The sequence below is a fragment of the Enterobacter sp. Tr-810 genome (genome assembly GCF_011752765.1).
Lineage (GTDB): Bacteria > Pseudomonadota > Gammaproteobacteria > Enterobacterales > Enterobacteriaceae > Enterobacter > Enterobacter soli.
Map to the genome: position 1 here is coordinate 1,168,796 of NZ_VWWW01000001.1, position 15,396 is coordinate 1,184,191.

At 55.6% G+C, this 15,396-nt stretch carries 14 protein-coding genes; 2 read left to right on the top strand and 12 right to left on the bottom strand.

Annotation, left to right across the window (positions count from 1 at the left end):
- Positions 1-68: 68 nt before the first annotated feature.
- From purF to pdxB, 9 genes are all read right to left on the bottom strand, one after another.
- Complete coding sequence (gene purF, locus F3J30_RS05480; RefSeq protein WP_014071137.1) at positions 69-1,586, bottom strand: amidophosphoribosyltransferase; 1,518 nt, start codon at positions 1,584-1,586, stop codon at positions 69-71.
- A 33-nt stretch (positions 1,587-1,619) separates the two neighbouring features.
- Positions 1,620-2,108: a colicin V production protein gene (gene cvpA, locus F3J30_RS05485; protein WP_014071138.1), complete on the bottom strand. Its 489-nt coding sequence runs from the start codon at positions 2,106-2,108 to the stop codon at positions 1,620-1,622.
- Between the two features lie 188 nt (positions 2,109-2,296).
- A complete protein-coding gene (dedD, locus tag F3J30_RS05490; protein ID WP_014071139.1) occupies positions 2,297-2,998 on the bottom strand; it encodes a cell division protein DedD in 702 nt (233 codons plus the stop codon).
- Positions 2,988-4,256 carry a bifunctional tetrahydrofolate synthase/dihydrofolate synthase gene (folC, locus tag F3J30_RS05495; RefSeq protein WP_166716438.1) on the bottom strand — a complete coding sequence of 423 codons (1,269 nt, stop codon included), beginning with the start codon at positions 4,254-4,256 and terminating at the stop codon, positions 2,988-2,990. The genes dedD and folC overlap by 11 nt, the downstream gene beginning before the upstream one ends.
- A gap of 69 nt (positions 4,257-4,325) precedes the next feature.
- Entirely contained in the window at positions 4,326-5,231 is a 906-nt protein-coding gene (accD, locus tag F3J30_RS05500) for an acetyl-CoA carboxylase, carboxyltransferase subunit beta (protein ID WP_003861408.1), read from the bottom strand.
- A 154-nt stretch (positions 5,232-5,385) separates the two neighbouring features.
- The gene (locus tag F3J30_RS05505; RefSeq protein ID WP_014071141.1) at positions 5,386-6,045 is read right to left on the bottom strand and encodes a DedA family protein; all 660 of its coding nucleotides are present in this window, start codon (positions 6,043-6,045) and stop codon (positions 5,386-5,388) included.
- A 27-nt stretch (positions 6,046-6,072) separates the two neighbouring features.
- The gene (truA, locus tag F3J30_RS05510; protein WP_166716440.1) at positions 6,073-6,885 is read right to left on the bottom strand and encodes a tRNA pseudouridine(38-40) synthase TruA; all 813 of its coding nucleotides are present in this window, start codon (positions 6,883-6,885) and stop codon (positions 6,073-6,075) included.
- Entirely contained in the window at positions 6,885-7,898 is a 1,014-nt protein-coding gene (locus tag F3J30_RS05515) for an aspartate-semialdehyde dehydrogenase (protein ID WP_166716443.1), read from the bottom strand. Before F3J30_RS05515 ends, truA begins: the two co-directional genes overlap by 1 nt.
- A gap of 67 nt (positions 7,899-7,965) precedes the next feature.
- Complete coding sequence (gene pdxB / locus F3J30_RS05520; RefSeq protein ID WP_166716445.1) at positions 7,966-9,102, bottom strand: 4-phosphoerythronate dehydrogenase PdxB; 1,137 nt, start codon at positions 9,100-9,102, stop codon at positions 7,966-7,968.
- 113 nt (positions 9,103-9,215) lie between these two features.
- On the opposite strand from pdxB, the gene flk reads away from it, so the two are divergent.
- Positions 9,216-10,220 carry a flagella biosynthesis regulator Flk gene (flk, locus tag F3J30_RS05525; RefSeq protein WP_166716448.1) on the top strand — a complete coding sequence of 335 codons (1,005 nt, stop codon included), beginning with the start codon at positions 9,216-9,218 and terminating at the stop codon, positions 10,218-10,220.
- A 68-nt stretch (positions 10,221-10,288) separates the two neighbouring features.
- Here the strand turns inward: flk and F3J30_RS05530 are convergent, their stop codons facing one another.
- Together F3J30_RS05530 and fabB are read right to left on the bottom strand one after the other, a co-directional pair.
- The gene (locus F3J30_RS05530) at positions 10,289-11,467 is read right to left on the bottom strand and encodes an MFS transporter (RefSeq protein ID WP_166716450.1); all 1,179 of its coding nucleotides are present in this window, start codon (positions 11,465-11,467) and stop codon (positions 10,289-10,291) included.
- Between the two features lie 208 nt (positions 11,468-11,675).
- On the bottom strand, positions 11,676-12,893 hold the full coding sequence (gene fabB / locus F3J30_RS05535; RefSeq protein WP_166716453.1) for a beta-ketoacyl-ACP synthase I: 1,218 nt from the start codon (positions 12,891-12,893) through the stop codon (positions 11,676-11,678).
- A 158-nt stretch (positions 12,894-13,051) separates the two neighbouring features.
- Here fabB and mnmC point away from each other — a divergent pair, with 158 nt between their 5' ends.
- Positions 13,052-15,052, top strand: coding sequence for a bifunctional tRNA (5-methylaminomethyl-2-thiouridine)(34)-methyltransferase MnmD/FAD-dependent 5-carboxymethylaminomethyl-2-thiouridine(34) oxidoreductase MnmC (mnmC, locus tag F3J30_RS05540; RefSeq protein WP_166716455.1), 2,001 nt, complete (start codon positions 13,052-13,054; stop codon positions 15,050-15,052).
- Positions 15,053-15,114: 62 nt separating this feature from the next.
- Here the strand turns inward: mnmC and F3J30_RS05545 are convergent, their stop codons facing one another.
- Positions 15,115-15,390 (bottom strand): YfcL family protein, encoded by a 276-nt coding sequence (locus F3J30_RS05545; protein ID WP_014071149.1) that lies wholly within the window; start codon positions 15,388-15,390, stop codon positions 15,115-15,117.
- Between the last annotated feature and the right edge of the window lie 6 nt (positions 15,391-15,396).

The window sequence follows — 15,396 nt, forward strand, 5'->3', positions numbered from 1 at the left end:
CAGGGCTGACTGTGCAGGATTTTACGAGGAGTTGCAAGTGAGGGCGAACGCCCTCACTTGCTGAAACATCAACCTTCGTTGTGCATCTCTAAGCTTTCGAGATCGTTTTGCAGCTGGACGGCTTTCGCATCGTCATTGCGCAGCGAATCAAGGTAGTCGAGATACTGCTGGTCAACGTCTTTGGTCACATACACACCGTTGAACACGGAACATTCGAACTGCTGAATATCCGGGTTCTCGGCGCGCACGGCGTCGATCAGATCGTTCAGGTCCTGGAAAATCAGGCCGTCGGCACCGATGATCTGGCGAATTTCGTCTACTTCGCGACCGTGAGCAATCAGCTCATTGGCGGTTGGCATATCGATGCCATACACGTTAGGGAAGCGAATTTCCGGTGCCGCAGAGGCCAGATACACTTTCTTCGCACCGGCTTCACGCGCCATCTCGATAATCTGCTCAGACGTGGTACCACGCACGATGGAGTCATCCACCAGCAGCACGTTTTTGTCACGGAACTCAGCGCGGTTGGCGTTCAGCTTACGGCGTACAGATTTACGGCGCAGCTGCTGGCCCGGCATGATGAAGGTACGGCCAACGTAGCGGTTTTTCACAAAACCCTGACGATATGGCTTATCCAGAATGCGGGCGATTTCCAGAGCGATATCGCAGGAGGTTTCCGGGATTGGAATAACCACGTCGATATCCAGATCGTCCCACTCGCGGGCAATCTTCTCACCCAGTTTGGTTCCCATGTTCACGCGTGCGCTGTACACAGAAATCTTGTCAATGAAGGAGTCAGGACGCGCGAAATAGACGTATTCGAACAGGCACGGGTTGCTGACCGGGTTGTCGGCACACTGGCGGGTAAACAGCTGGCCCTTCTCCGTGATGTAAACCGCTTCACCTGGTGCAACGTCACGCAGGAATTCAAAACCCAGGGTATCCAGCGCCACGCTTTCAGAGGCAACCATATATTCAGTACGGCCATCGCCAAGATCGCGCTTGCCAAGCACCAGCGGACGGATACCGTTTGGATCGCGGAAGGCAACCATTCCGTGACCGATAATCATCGCCACACAGGCATACGCGCCACGGATCTGGCGGTTAGTCGCGGCAACGGCGGCAAAAATGTTATCTGCTTCCAGCGGATAATGGCGGAAGTTATCCAGCTCGCTGGCGAAGATGTTGAGCAGGATTTCAGAATCAGAGGTGGTGTTAATGTGGCGACGTTTCTCTTCGAACAGCTTTTTACGCAGCTCATGGGCGTTGGTCAGGTTGCCGTTGTGGGCAAGCGTGATGCCGTATGGAGAGTTAACGTAGAAAGGCTGAGCCTCAGAGGCGCTGGAGCTGCCAGCGGTAGGATAACGAACGTGACCAATCCCCATATTACCTTGCAGGCGCTGCATATGGCGGGCTTCAAACACATCGTTTACCAGGCCGTTTGCTTTACGTAAACGGAAGCAGTTGTGTGCATCAATAGTGATGATGCCTGCTGCATCCTGTCCACGGTGCTGAAGCACCGATAATGCGTCATAAATAGACTGGTTTACCGGCATGAAACCGGCGATACCGACAATACCGCACATTCGTCTTTTCCTCGTTAAGCCACATCTCAGGGTTTATGCCCTGGGCAAGAAACTCGACGAGCTTTGCAGATAGTCAAAGAACCATCTGATGATGAAGCTGAACTCTGGAATGAGCTGCGACTTCTGCCAGTCTTCACTTTTTGAGAAACCGGTAAAGGTATCAAGGAAGAACAGTATCGCGGCTACAATCAGCACGCCTCGCAACGCCCCGAAACAGATCCCGAGCACCCTGTCCGTTCCTGACAGACCGGTTTTCTCGACCAGTTGACCTATCACGTAATTCACGATAGCGCCGACTAACAGCGTCGCGATAAACAATACCGCGATGGCGATTCCATTTCGGACCAGTTCATCTTCAAAGCCCGTGAACCAGACAGACAGGTAAGTGTAGTAATGACTGGCAACAAAGAAAGCACAACCCCATGTCACCAGCGATAACGCTTCACGAACAAAGCCACGGATCAGGCTAACCAGACAGGAAAAACCAATCACCGCAATGATGGCGTAATCAATCCAGACCATATGTGTCCCACGATTAAACGCCCTGTCATCCAGTTCGGGGCGAATTCTAACAGAAAAAGAAAACGTTTGCGTAGGGATTTCCTTCCCGCGCGTAAATAAAAAAGGCGCTGAAAAAATGTTCAACGCCACAGGCTTTTTACGTCTCTGCGGACGTATGTTTCCCTCACCCCAGTGGGGAGAGAGGAAGATCAGTTCGCACTGTAATTCATCACCACACCGCTCAGACCAGAGATTTGCTTCAGCTCGCCAAGCGAACCTTTCAGCTTATCTTTCGACGCTTCTGGCCCCACAAGAATACGGGTGATTTTACCCTGTACTGGCGTGGAAGGTGAAGTGTAAACCCGATAACCCGCACCGCGCAGTTTGCCCACTACCTCATTGACTTTATCGGCATTTTTTAGCGCACCGAGCTGCACAACGTAGGCTTTACCGGTTGGGGCAGCATCCTGCTGGGCCGGTTTTGCCGGAGGCGGCGTTTCTGACGCTGCCGCAAGCTGATCGGCGGTTTTATCACGCTGCGGTTTTGGCTGTGGTTTCTCGACAGGTTTCGGTTTTTCAACAGGCTTAGGCTGTTCAACCGGAACAGGCACAGGATCGATTTCACTGTTGGTATTCACTGCCAGACGAGAGGGATCGAGCGACGGTGCCGCAGCATCCCCTGCCCGCACCTCTTCAGCCGCACCTTCAGGGGGCTGAGCAGGCAGAGCCTGCGTGGCAGCAGGAGACATGTCAGGCTCGTCACGATCGCCCGGTTTAGGGACCAGCGGGATTGCCGCAAATTCGTCCTGATAATGCTTTTTCTGCCCGTCGAGCAACCCAGGGAGAATAATCACCCCCAGCGCAACAAGCACAATGGTTCCTGTTAAACGGTTCTGAAACTTACTCGCCACCGGTTCTCCCCGCGTCCATCACTTCCATGACATGTGCGACTGTGTGGAACGACCCACACACCAGCACGGTATCTTCTGGGTTAGCATCTGCCATCGCAGCTTCCCAGGCCAGCGCCACGCTTTTATAGATTTCGCCTTTGCCGAGATGTTCCATCAACTGTTCGGCAGTGGCGCCACGTGGCCCTTCCAGTGGAGCACAATACCAGCAATCGACCACAGTCTCCATGCAGGCCAGCGTGCCAGCGATATCTTTATCATGAAGCATACCGATAACCGCCAGCACGCGCCCGGTTTTTGGTAACGATTTAAGACGTCCGGCAAGATATGCCGCCGCATGGGGATTGTGCGCCACATCCAGGATCAGGCGCGGTGACTCGCTGACGATCTGGAAACGCCCGGGCAGAATCGCATTCTGAATGCCATCACGAATGGCCTGTTCGCTAACATTCAGCCCACTGGCGCGCAGTGCAGCCAGCGCGGTTGCCGCGTTCGGCTGTGGCACCTGCGGCAGCGGCAGGTTATCCAGCACGCCCTGAGCATCGCTGAAACGCCAGCCGTTATCCTGCACTTCATACTGCCAGTCAACGCCGCGACGCAGCAGCACAGCGCCCTTCTCTTTCGCCACATCAGCAATGGTGTGCGGCATATCCGGCTCACCGACCACAGCAGGCCTGCTGGCGCGGAAGATACCGGCTTTCTCGCGGCCAATGCTTTCTCTGTCCGGCCCCAGCCAGTCGGTATGATCCAGGGCAATGCTGGTCACCACGGAGACATCCGCGTCCACCATATTGGTGGCATCCAGACGCCCGCCCAGGCCAACTTCCAGGATCACGACATCCAGCTGCGCCTGCTTGAACAGCCACAATGCGGAAAGGGTACCGTATTCAAAATAGGTTAATGAGATCTCGCCGCGCGCGGCCTCGATTTCCGCAAACGAAGCGGTGTGGGCAGATTCCGACAGTTCGCTGTTCTGCACGCGCACGCGCTCGGTGTAACGTACCAGATGCGGAGAGCTGTAAACGCCAACCTTAAAGCCCGCAGCCATCAGCATCGATTCCAGCGTGCGGCAGGTGGTGCCTTTACCGTTAGTGCCCGCAACGGTAAACACGAACGGTGCGGGTTTTAACACGCCCAGACGCGCGGCGACCTGGCTTACGCGCTCAAGTCCCATATCAATGGTTTTACTGTGCAGGTTTTCCAGATAAGAAAGCCACGCGGCCAGGGGCGACGTGGCTTGGGGAATGCTTTTATTTTCCATGATGCCCGGTTGTCATTAACGATTAGAAAGAAAAAGGGCAGCGCCAACCGGCCCTGCCCTTTTCAGTTATCAGGCCTCGGGTTCCTGATCCGGTACGACCACGCCTTCGCGCGGCTCATCCGGGTTAGGCGCTGGCAGATTCATCAGCTTCGCCAGGATGCTTGCCAGTTTCAGGCGCATTTCCGGGCGGCGAACGATCATGTCGATAGCGCCTTTCTCGATAAGGAATTCACTGCGCTGGAATCCCGGCGGCAGTTTTTCACGTACGGTTTGTTCGATAACGCGAGGGCCCGCAAAGCCGATCAGCGCTTTTGGCTCAGCGATGTTCAGATCGCCCAGCATCGCGAAGCTTGCAGAAACACCACCCATCGTTGGGTCGGTCAGTACAGAAATGTACGGCAGACCGCGTTCCTGCATTTTCGCCAGCGCAGCAGAGGTTTTCGCCATCTGCATCAGGGACATCAGCGCTTCCTGCATACGCGCACCGCCAGAGGCGGAGAAGCAGATCAGCGGGCAATTGTCTTCCAGCGCCTGCTCAACAGCACGCACGAAACGCGCACCCACTACGGAGCCCATTGAGCCGCCCATAAAGGAGAACTCAAACGCTGCGGCAACGACCGGCATCTCGTGCAGAGTACCTTTCATCACGATCAGCGCGTCTTTCTCGCCAGTCTCTTTCTGAGCAGAGGCCAGACGATCTTTGTATTTTTTGGAATCGCGGAACTTCAGCACGTCTTTCGGCTCGAGTTCGCTACCCAGTTCTACCAGAGAACCTTCGTCCAGCAGGCTATGCAGGCGGTTACGCGCCGACATGCGCATGTGGTGGTCACACTTAGGACACACCTCAAGATTGCGTTCCAGCTCGGCGCGGTACAGAACCTGGCCGCAGCTATCACACTTCGTCCACACCCCTTCTGGAATACTCGCTTTACGAGTCGGGGTTATGTTGCTTTTAATTCGTTCAATCCAGCTCATTGATAACCTTTCTGCCTGAACCTGGTCGGATGCCAGTTTTGCTATAAGAGGCGAATAATGCCATTTTTGCCTCCAACAGACCATGAATGTTGCACATTAAAACATAACAGCCCGAAACTTTGGACAAAAAAGTGGTCGAACCGCGAATGCGCATTTACTTCGCTTGTTTTGCCGCCGCGCGTCTGTGGCGAATAATTTCGATAACGCCGGGCAGGATTGAAAGCACAATAATGGCTACAATCAGCAACTTAAGGTTTTCCTGCACTACCGGGAGGTCACCGAACAGGTAACCTGCGTAGGTAAACAGCAGTACCCACAGCAGTGCGCCAACCACGTTGTACGCCGCAAAATGACGATAGGACATATGGCCCATTCCCGCCACAAAGGGAGCAAAAGTACGAACAATTGGCACAAAACGCGCAAGGATAATGGTTTTACCGCCGTGACGTTCATAGAACGCGTGCGTCTTGTCTAAGTAGCTACGACGGAAAATCTTCGAGTCAGGGTTGCTGAATAATCGCTCACCAAAAACCCGACCAATGGTGTAATTGAGGGCATCACCCACAATCGCCGCAACCACCATCAGCGCCACCATCATATGTACATTCAGATCGTTTGTTGGCAGTGCCGATAACGCCCCGGCAACGAACAGCAGCGAATCGCCCGGCAGGAACGGGGTAACAACCAGACCGGTTTCGCAGAACAGGATCAGGAACAGAATGGCGTATACCCACACGCCATATTGTGCGACGAGCTCCGCCAGATGAACATCGATATGCAGAATGAAATCAATCAGAAAACGTATTAAGTCCATATTATCTAAGCCTTAATTGCACCTTGTTTAGTCCGCTAAAAATAGCGGGCCCATTGGCGGTTTAGGAAGGTCAAACCGTTCCGGATAATCGACTGATACCAGATACAGCCCTTCTGCTCTCGCCGTTGCTGCCGCAAGCGTTCTGTCCTTCACTGCCAGCAGTTCTGCAATCCAGCTCTCCGGCTGGTGTCCGGCGCCCACTTCCATCAGGCTGCCAACAATATTCCTGACCATATGATGTACAAAGGCATTGGCTTTGATATCTACCACCACATATGCGCCATAACGACTGACGTTAATGTGCATGACGTTACGCCACGGCGTACGGGACTGACACTGCACCGCACGAAACGACGTAAAATCATTTTCACCAATCAGAGACTGCGCCGCACGGTGCATACGTTCTGCATCCAGCGGTTCATAAAAATGGGTCACGCCCTGGCTTAACACCGCAGGACGCAGGCGCTGATTATAGATGACGTAGCGGTAACGCCGCGCAGTGGCGCTGAAACGCGCATGGAAATCGTCCGGCACAGCTTTCACCCAACGAACCGCAATGTCTCCAGGTAAATTCGCATTTACGCCCAGCGTCCATGCCGCGTCTTTACGCACCGCGGTAGTTTCGAAATGAACCACCTGCCCGGTGCCGTGAACACCGGCGTCCGTGCGGCCAGCGCACAGGACGTTGATCGGCTCATTCGCCACCTGAGAGAGCGCTTTCTCCAGCTTTTCCTGGACGCTGCGCACTTCATTCTGACGCTGCCAGCCATAGTATTTACTGCCATCATATTCGATACCGAGGGCAATTTTATGAACTGGCTTTTGTTCCACTTCCGACATTAGTACAGGTACTCCTGCACCAGTTTTTCAGCAATTTTTACCGCCATCAGCGCGCCGCCAAAGCGCACGTTATCGGCAACGGACCAGAACTGGACCTGCTCCGGCATCCCGTAGTCGTTACGCACACAGCCAACGGAAAGATGTGTGCTACCGGTGGCATCACCAACCTGGGTCGGGAATTCGCTCTCTTCAGACAGCACGATATCGTCACCACGTCCAAACGCATCGCGTGCCTCTTCTGCCGCCAGCGGACGCAGCGCTTCGAAACTCACCATCTGCGCATGGCCATAGAACACAGGTGACTGCACCACGTTTGCAGAGATCATCAGGCCATCATCCTGCAAAATTTTGCGGGTTTCATCGACGATACGGCGCTCTTCGCGCACAGAGCCTTCACGGTCGGGCAGCAGCGGCAGCATGTTGAATGCCAGCTGACGACCAAAGAAATCGTCTTCGTCAATCGGGATGCCATTCAGCAGCTTCGCACTCTGCCCCGCCAGCGCATCGACGGCTTTTTTGCCGTGGGCGGAGGCTGACAACAGGCTGGTCACGGTAATGCGAGACAGGCCACCGTCGTCGATCAGCGGTTTCAGCGCGGTAAGCAGCTGACTGGTCAGGCTGTTCGGCACCGCGATAATGTTGCGGTTACGGTAGTCAGCCAGAACAAACGGGTTCACATCCGGCACCACCAGCGGAACGTCCGGCTCCATTGCGAACAGGCCGCTCAGGTCAATCACCAGACAGCCTGAGTTGGTTGCGTCTTCAATGTACGACGCTGTGGCTTCAACGCCAGCCGCGAAAAACGCCAGCTGCGCCTGCGTCCAGTCGAATTCGGCCGCATCCTGAACCATGACGGATTTACCAGCAAAACGCAGATGTTCGCCTGCGCTGTCAGTACGCGCCAGGGCGTAAATATCGCCCACCGGGAACTGACGTTCAGCAAGAGTTTCAAGCAGGGCTTCGCCCACGGCGCCAGTGGCACCTAAAATGGCAATGTTCCAGCCTTCAGACATGGTGGTTTACTCCAGAAATAAAAAAGCGTCCCTGTCGGAGTATCCGACAGGGAGCATTAAGAAGACATTAACGCGCCGGGTTATGTGTGGCGTTAAAACCCAGGTTATGCAGCAGCGTCGTCGCCGCTGCGTCATCGCACATCACATACAGGGAAGACCATTCACGGCGCTCAAGATAATTCTTGCGCAGCTTGTCAAACTCACCCGGAATACCTGCAACCTTTCGCAGCAGCGCGTCATCGCGGCGCACATCATACACCAAATGCACCAGTCTTTTCAGCGTAGCCTCATCAAGCGGGCCATGCAGCGTGATGCGGCCAAATTCCGGTGCAGGCAGCAACATATCCAGTGCGACCTGCTGCGGTTTGCCAATAAAGGCGCTATAGGCTTCAAAGACCTGCGTGGTACCACGCGCTTTGCCTTCAAGGGTATAGCCTGCAATATGCGCAGTGGCCACATCGACTCTGTTGAGCAGCTCAACATTCAGTTCCGGCTCAGGCTCCCACACGTCCAGTACGACGCTCAGCGCCTGCCCTTCTTCCAGACATTTCAGCAGCGCCGCATTATCGACAACCGGGCCACGGCAGGCATTTATCAGAATAGTGCCAGGCTTCAAACGGCGGATCAGGGTTTCATCGGCCAGATGCAACGATTTATACGGGCCATCTTTGAACAGTGGCGTATGGAAGGTGATCACATCGCACTGCGCGACCAGCTCGTCGAGCGCACGGAAGTCACCCTCATCGCCCTTATCCTTACGCGGCGGGTCGCAAAGCAGCGTGCGAATGCCCAGCGCTTCAAGGCGTTTTTGCAGACGCCCGCCAACGTTGCCCACTCCCACGATCCCCACCGTACGGTCTTTCAGAGCAAAACCATCACGCTCTGCCAGCATAAGGAGTGAGGAGAAAACATATTCCACTACGGCAATGGCATTGCAACCCGGTGCGGCAGAGAAACCAATCCCCGCCTGGCTGAGCCATTTGTCATCCACATGATCGGTCCCTGCCGTTGCCGTCCCGACAAATTTCACCGCTTTGCCAGAAAGTAACGCCTCATTTACTTTGGTCACCGAACGCACCATCAGCGCGTCAGCATCATCCAGCTCGTTGACTGGAATTGGGCGACCCGGGACAGCCTTAACCTCACCCAGGCGGCTGAACAGCTCACGGGCGTAAGGCATATTTTCATCAACGAGGATTTTCACGTCTGAGTACCTGTTTGAGAGGAAGAAAACCTGCCAAGTGTGCCATAATCTTGCCGCCAGGCATACACGAAACCCTGGTTTACGCAGAGTTTTGACTTTAAGGATTTTTGACGATGCAGCCCATTTCAGGTACGCCGCCGCGCCCTCCCGGCGAAGGCCCCGTAACCCCCAATATCGCAGGTGAACAGCCGCTATCCACGCAACAGCGTACGGTGCTGGAGCGCCTGATAACACGCCTTATTTCACTCACTTCGCAGCAAAATGCAGAGGTATGGGCCGGGGTGAAGCATGATTTAGGGATACGAAACGATGCGCCGCTCCAGTCGCGCCACTTCCCTGCTGCGGAGCAAAACCTGAATCAGCGCCTGAATTCGGCGCAACTTAACCACAATACTCGCCAGATTATTGCGCAGTTGACTGAGCTGTTAGGCCAGGGCAATAACCGCCAGGCGGCGAGCGATTTCATTCGCCAGCAGTACGGCCAGACTGCGCTCAGCCAGCTCACACCAGAACAGTTAAAGACCGTGCTGACGCTTTTGCAAACCAATCAGCTTGCTATCCCTCAGCCGCAGCAGCGCCCGGCGACCGAGCGCCCACTGCTGCCCGCAGAGCACAATACGCTTAAGCAGATGGTGACCAAACTGGCGGCCGCGACAGGCGAACCGACGAAGCTTATCTGGCAATCCATGCTGGAACTATCAGGTGTGAAAGCCGGGGAGATGATCCCTGCAAAACAGTTTACCCATCTGGTTACCTGGCTCCAGGCGCGTCAGACGCTCAGCACCCAGAGCGCCCCCACGTTGCATACGCTACAGGCGGCCCTAAAACAACCGCTTGAGCCGCATGAGTTTGAAGTGATTCGGGATTACGCCCAGCAGACCTGGCAGGCAACGCCGCAAACCGTATTGACCACGCCGCAGGTGCAGGATTTATTGAATCAGATCTTTGTCCGCCGCGCAGAACGCGAAGGCGGTATACCGGAAGCGCGCAACATCCAGCCGATCTACAGCCCGCTGTTTGCACCGGTCGTGGAGACGTTCAGAACCTTGTCAGCCCGCCCTGGGTTGATGTTTATTGCGCTGTTGGTAGCACTGGCGATTTTCTGGCTGGTCGCGTGATGTTTTGCCCGGTGGCGCTTCGCTTACCGGGCCTACAACGACTCAACCCGCCACCCGGCAACAACGGATCAGGACCTGCGAAACGCCACCAGCGTCACCACAATCCCAACAACTGCGGACACCGCACCTGCCAGGAAGACGGACGGATAACCAAACGATGTTGCCAGCACTCCCGCCAGTGGTCCGGTCACCCCGTAGGAGATATCCTGAAACGCGGCATACCCGCCAAGGGCAGTCCCTCTGACCTGCGGCTGGACACGTTTAACCACCTCAACGCCAAGCGCCGGGAAAATAAGCGAGCAACCGCAGCCGGTCAATGCCGCACCGAGCAAAGCAACGGACGCCACAGGCGCCTGCCAGAGCATGACCAGACCAATGGCCTCAATCACCAGCGATACCACCGCCACTTTCACCCCACCGAAGCGATCCGGCATCCAGCCGAACAGCACGCGCATCAGTACGAACGCGCCACCAAAGGCCGTCAGGGTAAAACCGGCCATCGCCCAGCCACGGCTCATAAAGTAAAGCGAGACGAACGTGCCAATCACTGCAAAGCCTACGCCCTGCAGGGCTAATCCCAGCCCGGGTTGCCAGATTTTCCCGACCACACTCCACAGGGACGGACGTTCACCTTTATGCGCCGGAACTTTACGCACCGAACCGTTAAACGCCCACGCCAGCAGTGGCAGCACCATAGTCGTACCCGCCAGCGCCGCAAAACCAAACTGACTGTTGATCAGCAGCCCTAATGGCGCCCCTGCGGCCAGTGCACCATAGATGGCCATTCCGTTCCAGGACATCACTTTACCTGAACGTGCGGGGCCAACCAGCCCCATTCCCCAGGTCAGGGTGCCGGTCAGTAACTGGCTTTCGCCAAAACCGAGAATTAAGCGCCCCACTATCAGCAACGCAAATTTGTACATGGGCTCCACCGGCAAAAGTGCGGCCAGTAGCCAGGCGCCACCGGCCAGCCCGCAGGCGAACATGCCCTGTAGCGCAGAGCGTTTAGCTCCGTACTGATCGGCCAGACGCCCGGCATAACCGCGCGTTAATACCGTGGCTAAAAACTGGATACCCACGGCAATGCCGACCATGGTGTTGCCATAGCCCAGCTCCTGATGAACAAACAGCGGGATCACCGGTAGCGGCAGGCCAACGGTCATATAGGTCAGGAATACCGCAAAAGCGATACGAAACAGCGAGACATTCGCTGACGAGGTTGTTTCTGTCTGAGTTACTGCGGTCATGCTTTACTCCAGAATGAAGAGTAAGGCGGGGAAATGCCACGCCCCCTCTACCTGATTATCAGGATTAAGGTGCGTTGGTTGACGTTAAACGCTTACGCATTATCGTGAGGATAATGTTGAGCTGTGAAGTTTGCCTGCAAGATCAGCCGGTTGTCAACGCATAAAAAAAGGGAGCCTTATGGCTCCCCTTTCGAATCAAATATAAAACTTATGCTTTCAGCTTACGCATAACCAGAGTGGCGTTCGTGCCGCCGAAACCAAAGCTGTTGGACATTACGGTAGTCAGTGTCGCTTCAGTTGGTTTGGTTACGATGTTCAGGCCAGCAGCCTGCTCGTCCAGCTCTTCTACGTTGATGCTTGGGGCGATAAAGCCGTTTTCCAGCATCAGCAGAGAGTAGATGGCTTCCTGCACGCCAGCCGCACCCAGAGAGTGACCGGTCATCGCTTTGGTTGCAGAAATTGCCGGGCTGTTGTCGCCGAACACTTCACGGATCGCACCCAGTTCTTTCACATCGCCTACCGGAGTAGAAGTCCCGTGGGAGTTCAGGTAGTCGATTGGGGTATCAACGCCGTGCATTGCCATCTTCATGCAGCGCGCTGCGCCTTCGCCAGATGGTGCAACCATGTCAGCACCGTCAGACGTTGCGCCGTAGCCCACGATTTCAGCATAGATGTGAGCACCACGTGCCAGAGCGTGTTCCAGCTCTTCAACCACAACCATACCGCCACCGCCAGCGATAACGAAACCGTCACGGTGCGCGTCATAGGTACGGGAAGCTTTGTCTGGCGTTTCGTTGTATTTGGTGGACAGTGCGCCCATCGCATCGAACTCACAGGCCATTTCCCAGCCCAGTTCTTCGCCGCCGCCAGCAAATACGATGTCCTGTTTGCCCAGTTGGATCTGCTCAACCGCATTACCGATACAGTGTGCGGAAGTCGCACAAGCGGAGCTGATGGAGTAGTTCACGCCGTGGATTTTGAACGGCGTTGCCAGGCACGCGGAAACCGCTGAACCCATCGCTTTGGTCACAACGTAAGGACCCACAGCTTTCAGGCCGCGTGGGCTACGCATCGCGTCAGCACCAAAGACCTGAGCTTTAGAAGAACCACCTGAGCCTGCAATCAGACCAACACGTGGGTTGTTCTGGTAAACTTCTTCGCTCAGACCGGCGTCAGCAATGGCTTCCTTCATAGAAAGATAGGCGTAAATAGAGGCATCGTTCATGAAACGAACCACTTTACGGTCGATCAAACCGGTGGTGTCCAGTTTGACGTTACCCCATACGTGGCTACGCATTCCCGAATCTTTAAACTCTTCAGAGAAAGTGATCCCGGAGCGTCCTTCACGCAGAGATGCCAGGACTTCCTGCTGGTTATTACCGATGCTGGAAACGATGCCCAGGCCAGTAATCACTGCACGTTTCATTCAATACCTCTGTAAGTCGCACTATATTAAGTTTCGAGTCGCACAATAGCGTACACTTGTACGCCGAACAAGTCCGATCAGCCAATTTCTGCGGAAATTTGCACCGATGGGCTCACATCGTTAAGATCGTGCCACTGCCTGCCAGACGAGTAACTTACGTGAAACAAAACGCTATACAACCCGCCAACCTCGAATTCAATGCTGAGGGTACACCTGTTTCCCGAGATTTTGATGACGTCTATTTTTCTAATGATAATGGACTAGAGGAAACCCGGTATGTTTTCCTCGGCGGAAACCAGCTCCCCGATCGCTTCCCTTCGCATCCGCGCAGTCAGTTTGTGGTGGCGGAAAGTGGTTTTGGTACCGGGCTTAATTTCCTCACCCTCTGGCAGGCGTTTGACCGGTTTCACGCGACGCATCCTGAGGCTACGCTACAAAGATTACATTTCATCAGTTTCGAAAAATTTCCGCTGACCGCGCACGATCTGACGCTGGCGCACCAGCACTGGCCGGAACTGGCCCCCTGGGCAGAGCAGCTTCAGGCCCAGTGGCCACCGGCCGTTGGCGGCTGCCATCGCCTGTGGCTTGATGGCGGACGCGTGACGCTGGATTTATGGCTTGGCGATATTAACGACCTGACCGACAAACTCGACGATACGCAAAATCAGAAAGTGGACGCCTGGTTCCTGGACGGGTTCGCCCCCGCCAAAAACCCGGACATGTGGAGCCAACATCTGTTTATGGCAATGGCACGGCTGGCACGCCCTGGTGCAACGCTTGCTACCTTCACCTCTGCGGGTTTTGTCCGCCGTGGGTTACAGGAAGCGGGCTTTACCATGCAGAAAACCAAAGGATTTGGCCGCAAACGCGAAATGCTGACAGGCGTGATGGAGCAGACTCTCGACCAACCCGCTCAGGCCCCCTGGTTCGCCCGCAGCGCCAGCGCATCCCGCGAGACGGCAATTATTGGCGGGGGCATTGCCAGCGCCCTGCTCTCTCTCGCGCTTGTGCAGCGGGGCTGGAAAGTGACGCTTTATTGCGCTGACGACGCCCCAGCGACAGGCGCATCGGGTAACCGTCAGGGCGCGCTCTACCCGCTGTTGAGCGCACACGATCCGGCGCTGAGTCAGTTCTTCCCGGCGGCATTTACCTTTGCCCGCCGCCTGTACGATACCCTGCCGGTGTCATTCGATCATGACTGGTGCGGTGTGACGCAGCTCGGGTGGGATGAAAAGAGTCAGCAAAAAATCACGCAAATGCTCTCGCTGGGATTCCCCCCCGAGATAGCCCGTCCGGTAACGGCGCAGCAGGTCCTGGACACCACCGGCCTCGAAACCGGCTGCGATGGCATCCAGTATCCGCACGGCGGCTGGCTATGCCCGGCCGAACTGACAAGCGCAGCAATCGGCCTTGCGCAGTCGCGCGGGTTAACAGTGCACTATTCCCGTGAGGTTGCGTCATTGAGTCGGGATGACGAGCAATGGTCCCTGCACTTTACCCAGGGTGCGCCCGCACGACATACCAGCATAGTGCTGGCAAACGGCCACCACATCAACCAGTTTACCCAGACAGAAGACCTGCCGCTCTATCCGGTCGGTGGTCAGGTCAGCCATATTCCCGCAACGCCTGAACTGAGCAAACTACGCCAGGTGCTGTGCTATGACGGTTATCTTACGCCTCAAAACCCGTCTAACGGGCATCACTGCATCGGTGCCAGCTACCATCGTGGTGCGACGGAGATGCACTACAGCGAAGAAGACCAGCAACAGAATCGCCAACGCCTGATTGACTGCTTCCCGCAGGCTGGCTGGGCGAAAGAGGTAGACATCAGCGCCGGAGAAGCGCGCTGCGGCGTACGCTGCGCCACCCGCGATCATCTGCCAATGGTGGGCAATGTGCCGGACTTTGAAGCAACGCTTGAAACCTATCAGGATCTTGCTGAAAACAAGACATCGGCAGCCAATGCGCCGGTTTATCCTGATCTGTTTATGCTGGGTGGCCTGGGATCCCGCGGGCTGTGTTCTGCGCCATTGCTGGCAGAAGTGCTGGCCGCACAGATGAGCGATGAGCCGATTCCGCTGGACAGGGTGACGCTGGCGGGGCTCAATCCGAATCGCTTGTGGGTACGAAAACTGCTGAAGGGGAAGAGTGTCAAGTAGGGGTGCGGTCTGATGCCCTCACCCTAACCCTCTCCCACAGGGAGAGGGGATATTCGGATGACTTAGCGTTTAGCCTGCTGGAACAACGTGTCCCACATACCCAGCACTAAGGTCTGGTCGCGCGGGGAGAGTTCACCGGCCTGAATCGCTTTCTCCAGGCTACGGGTCACTTCCTGGTGCACAGCTTCAGCAGAGTGATCGTCCCCAGCTTCCAGCTCAGCAACCGCCAGTGTCAGGTGACCACGCAGATAACCGCTGGCGAACAGCTCATCATCACTGGCGTGTTCCACCATGTCATCAATTAACGCCAGAATGCGTGATTCAAATTCTGCGATCATCTTATT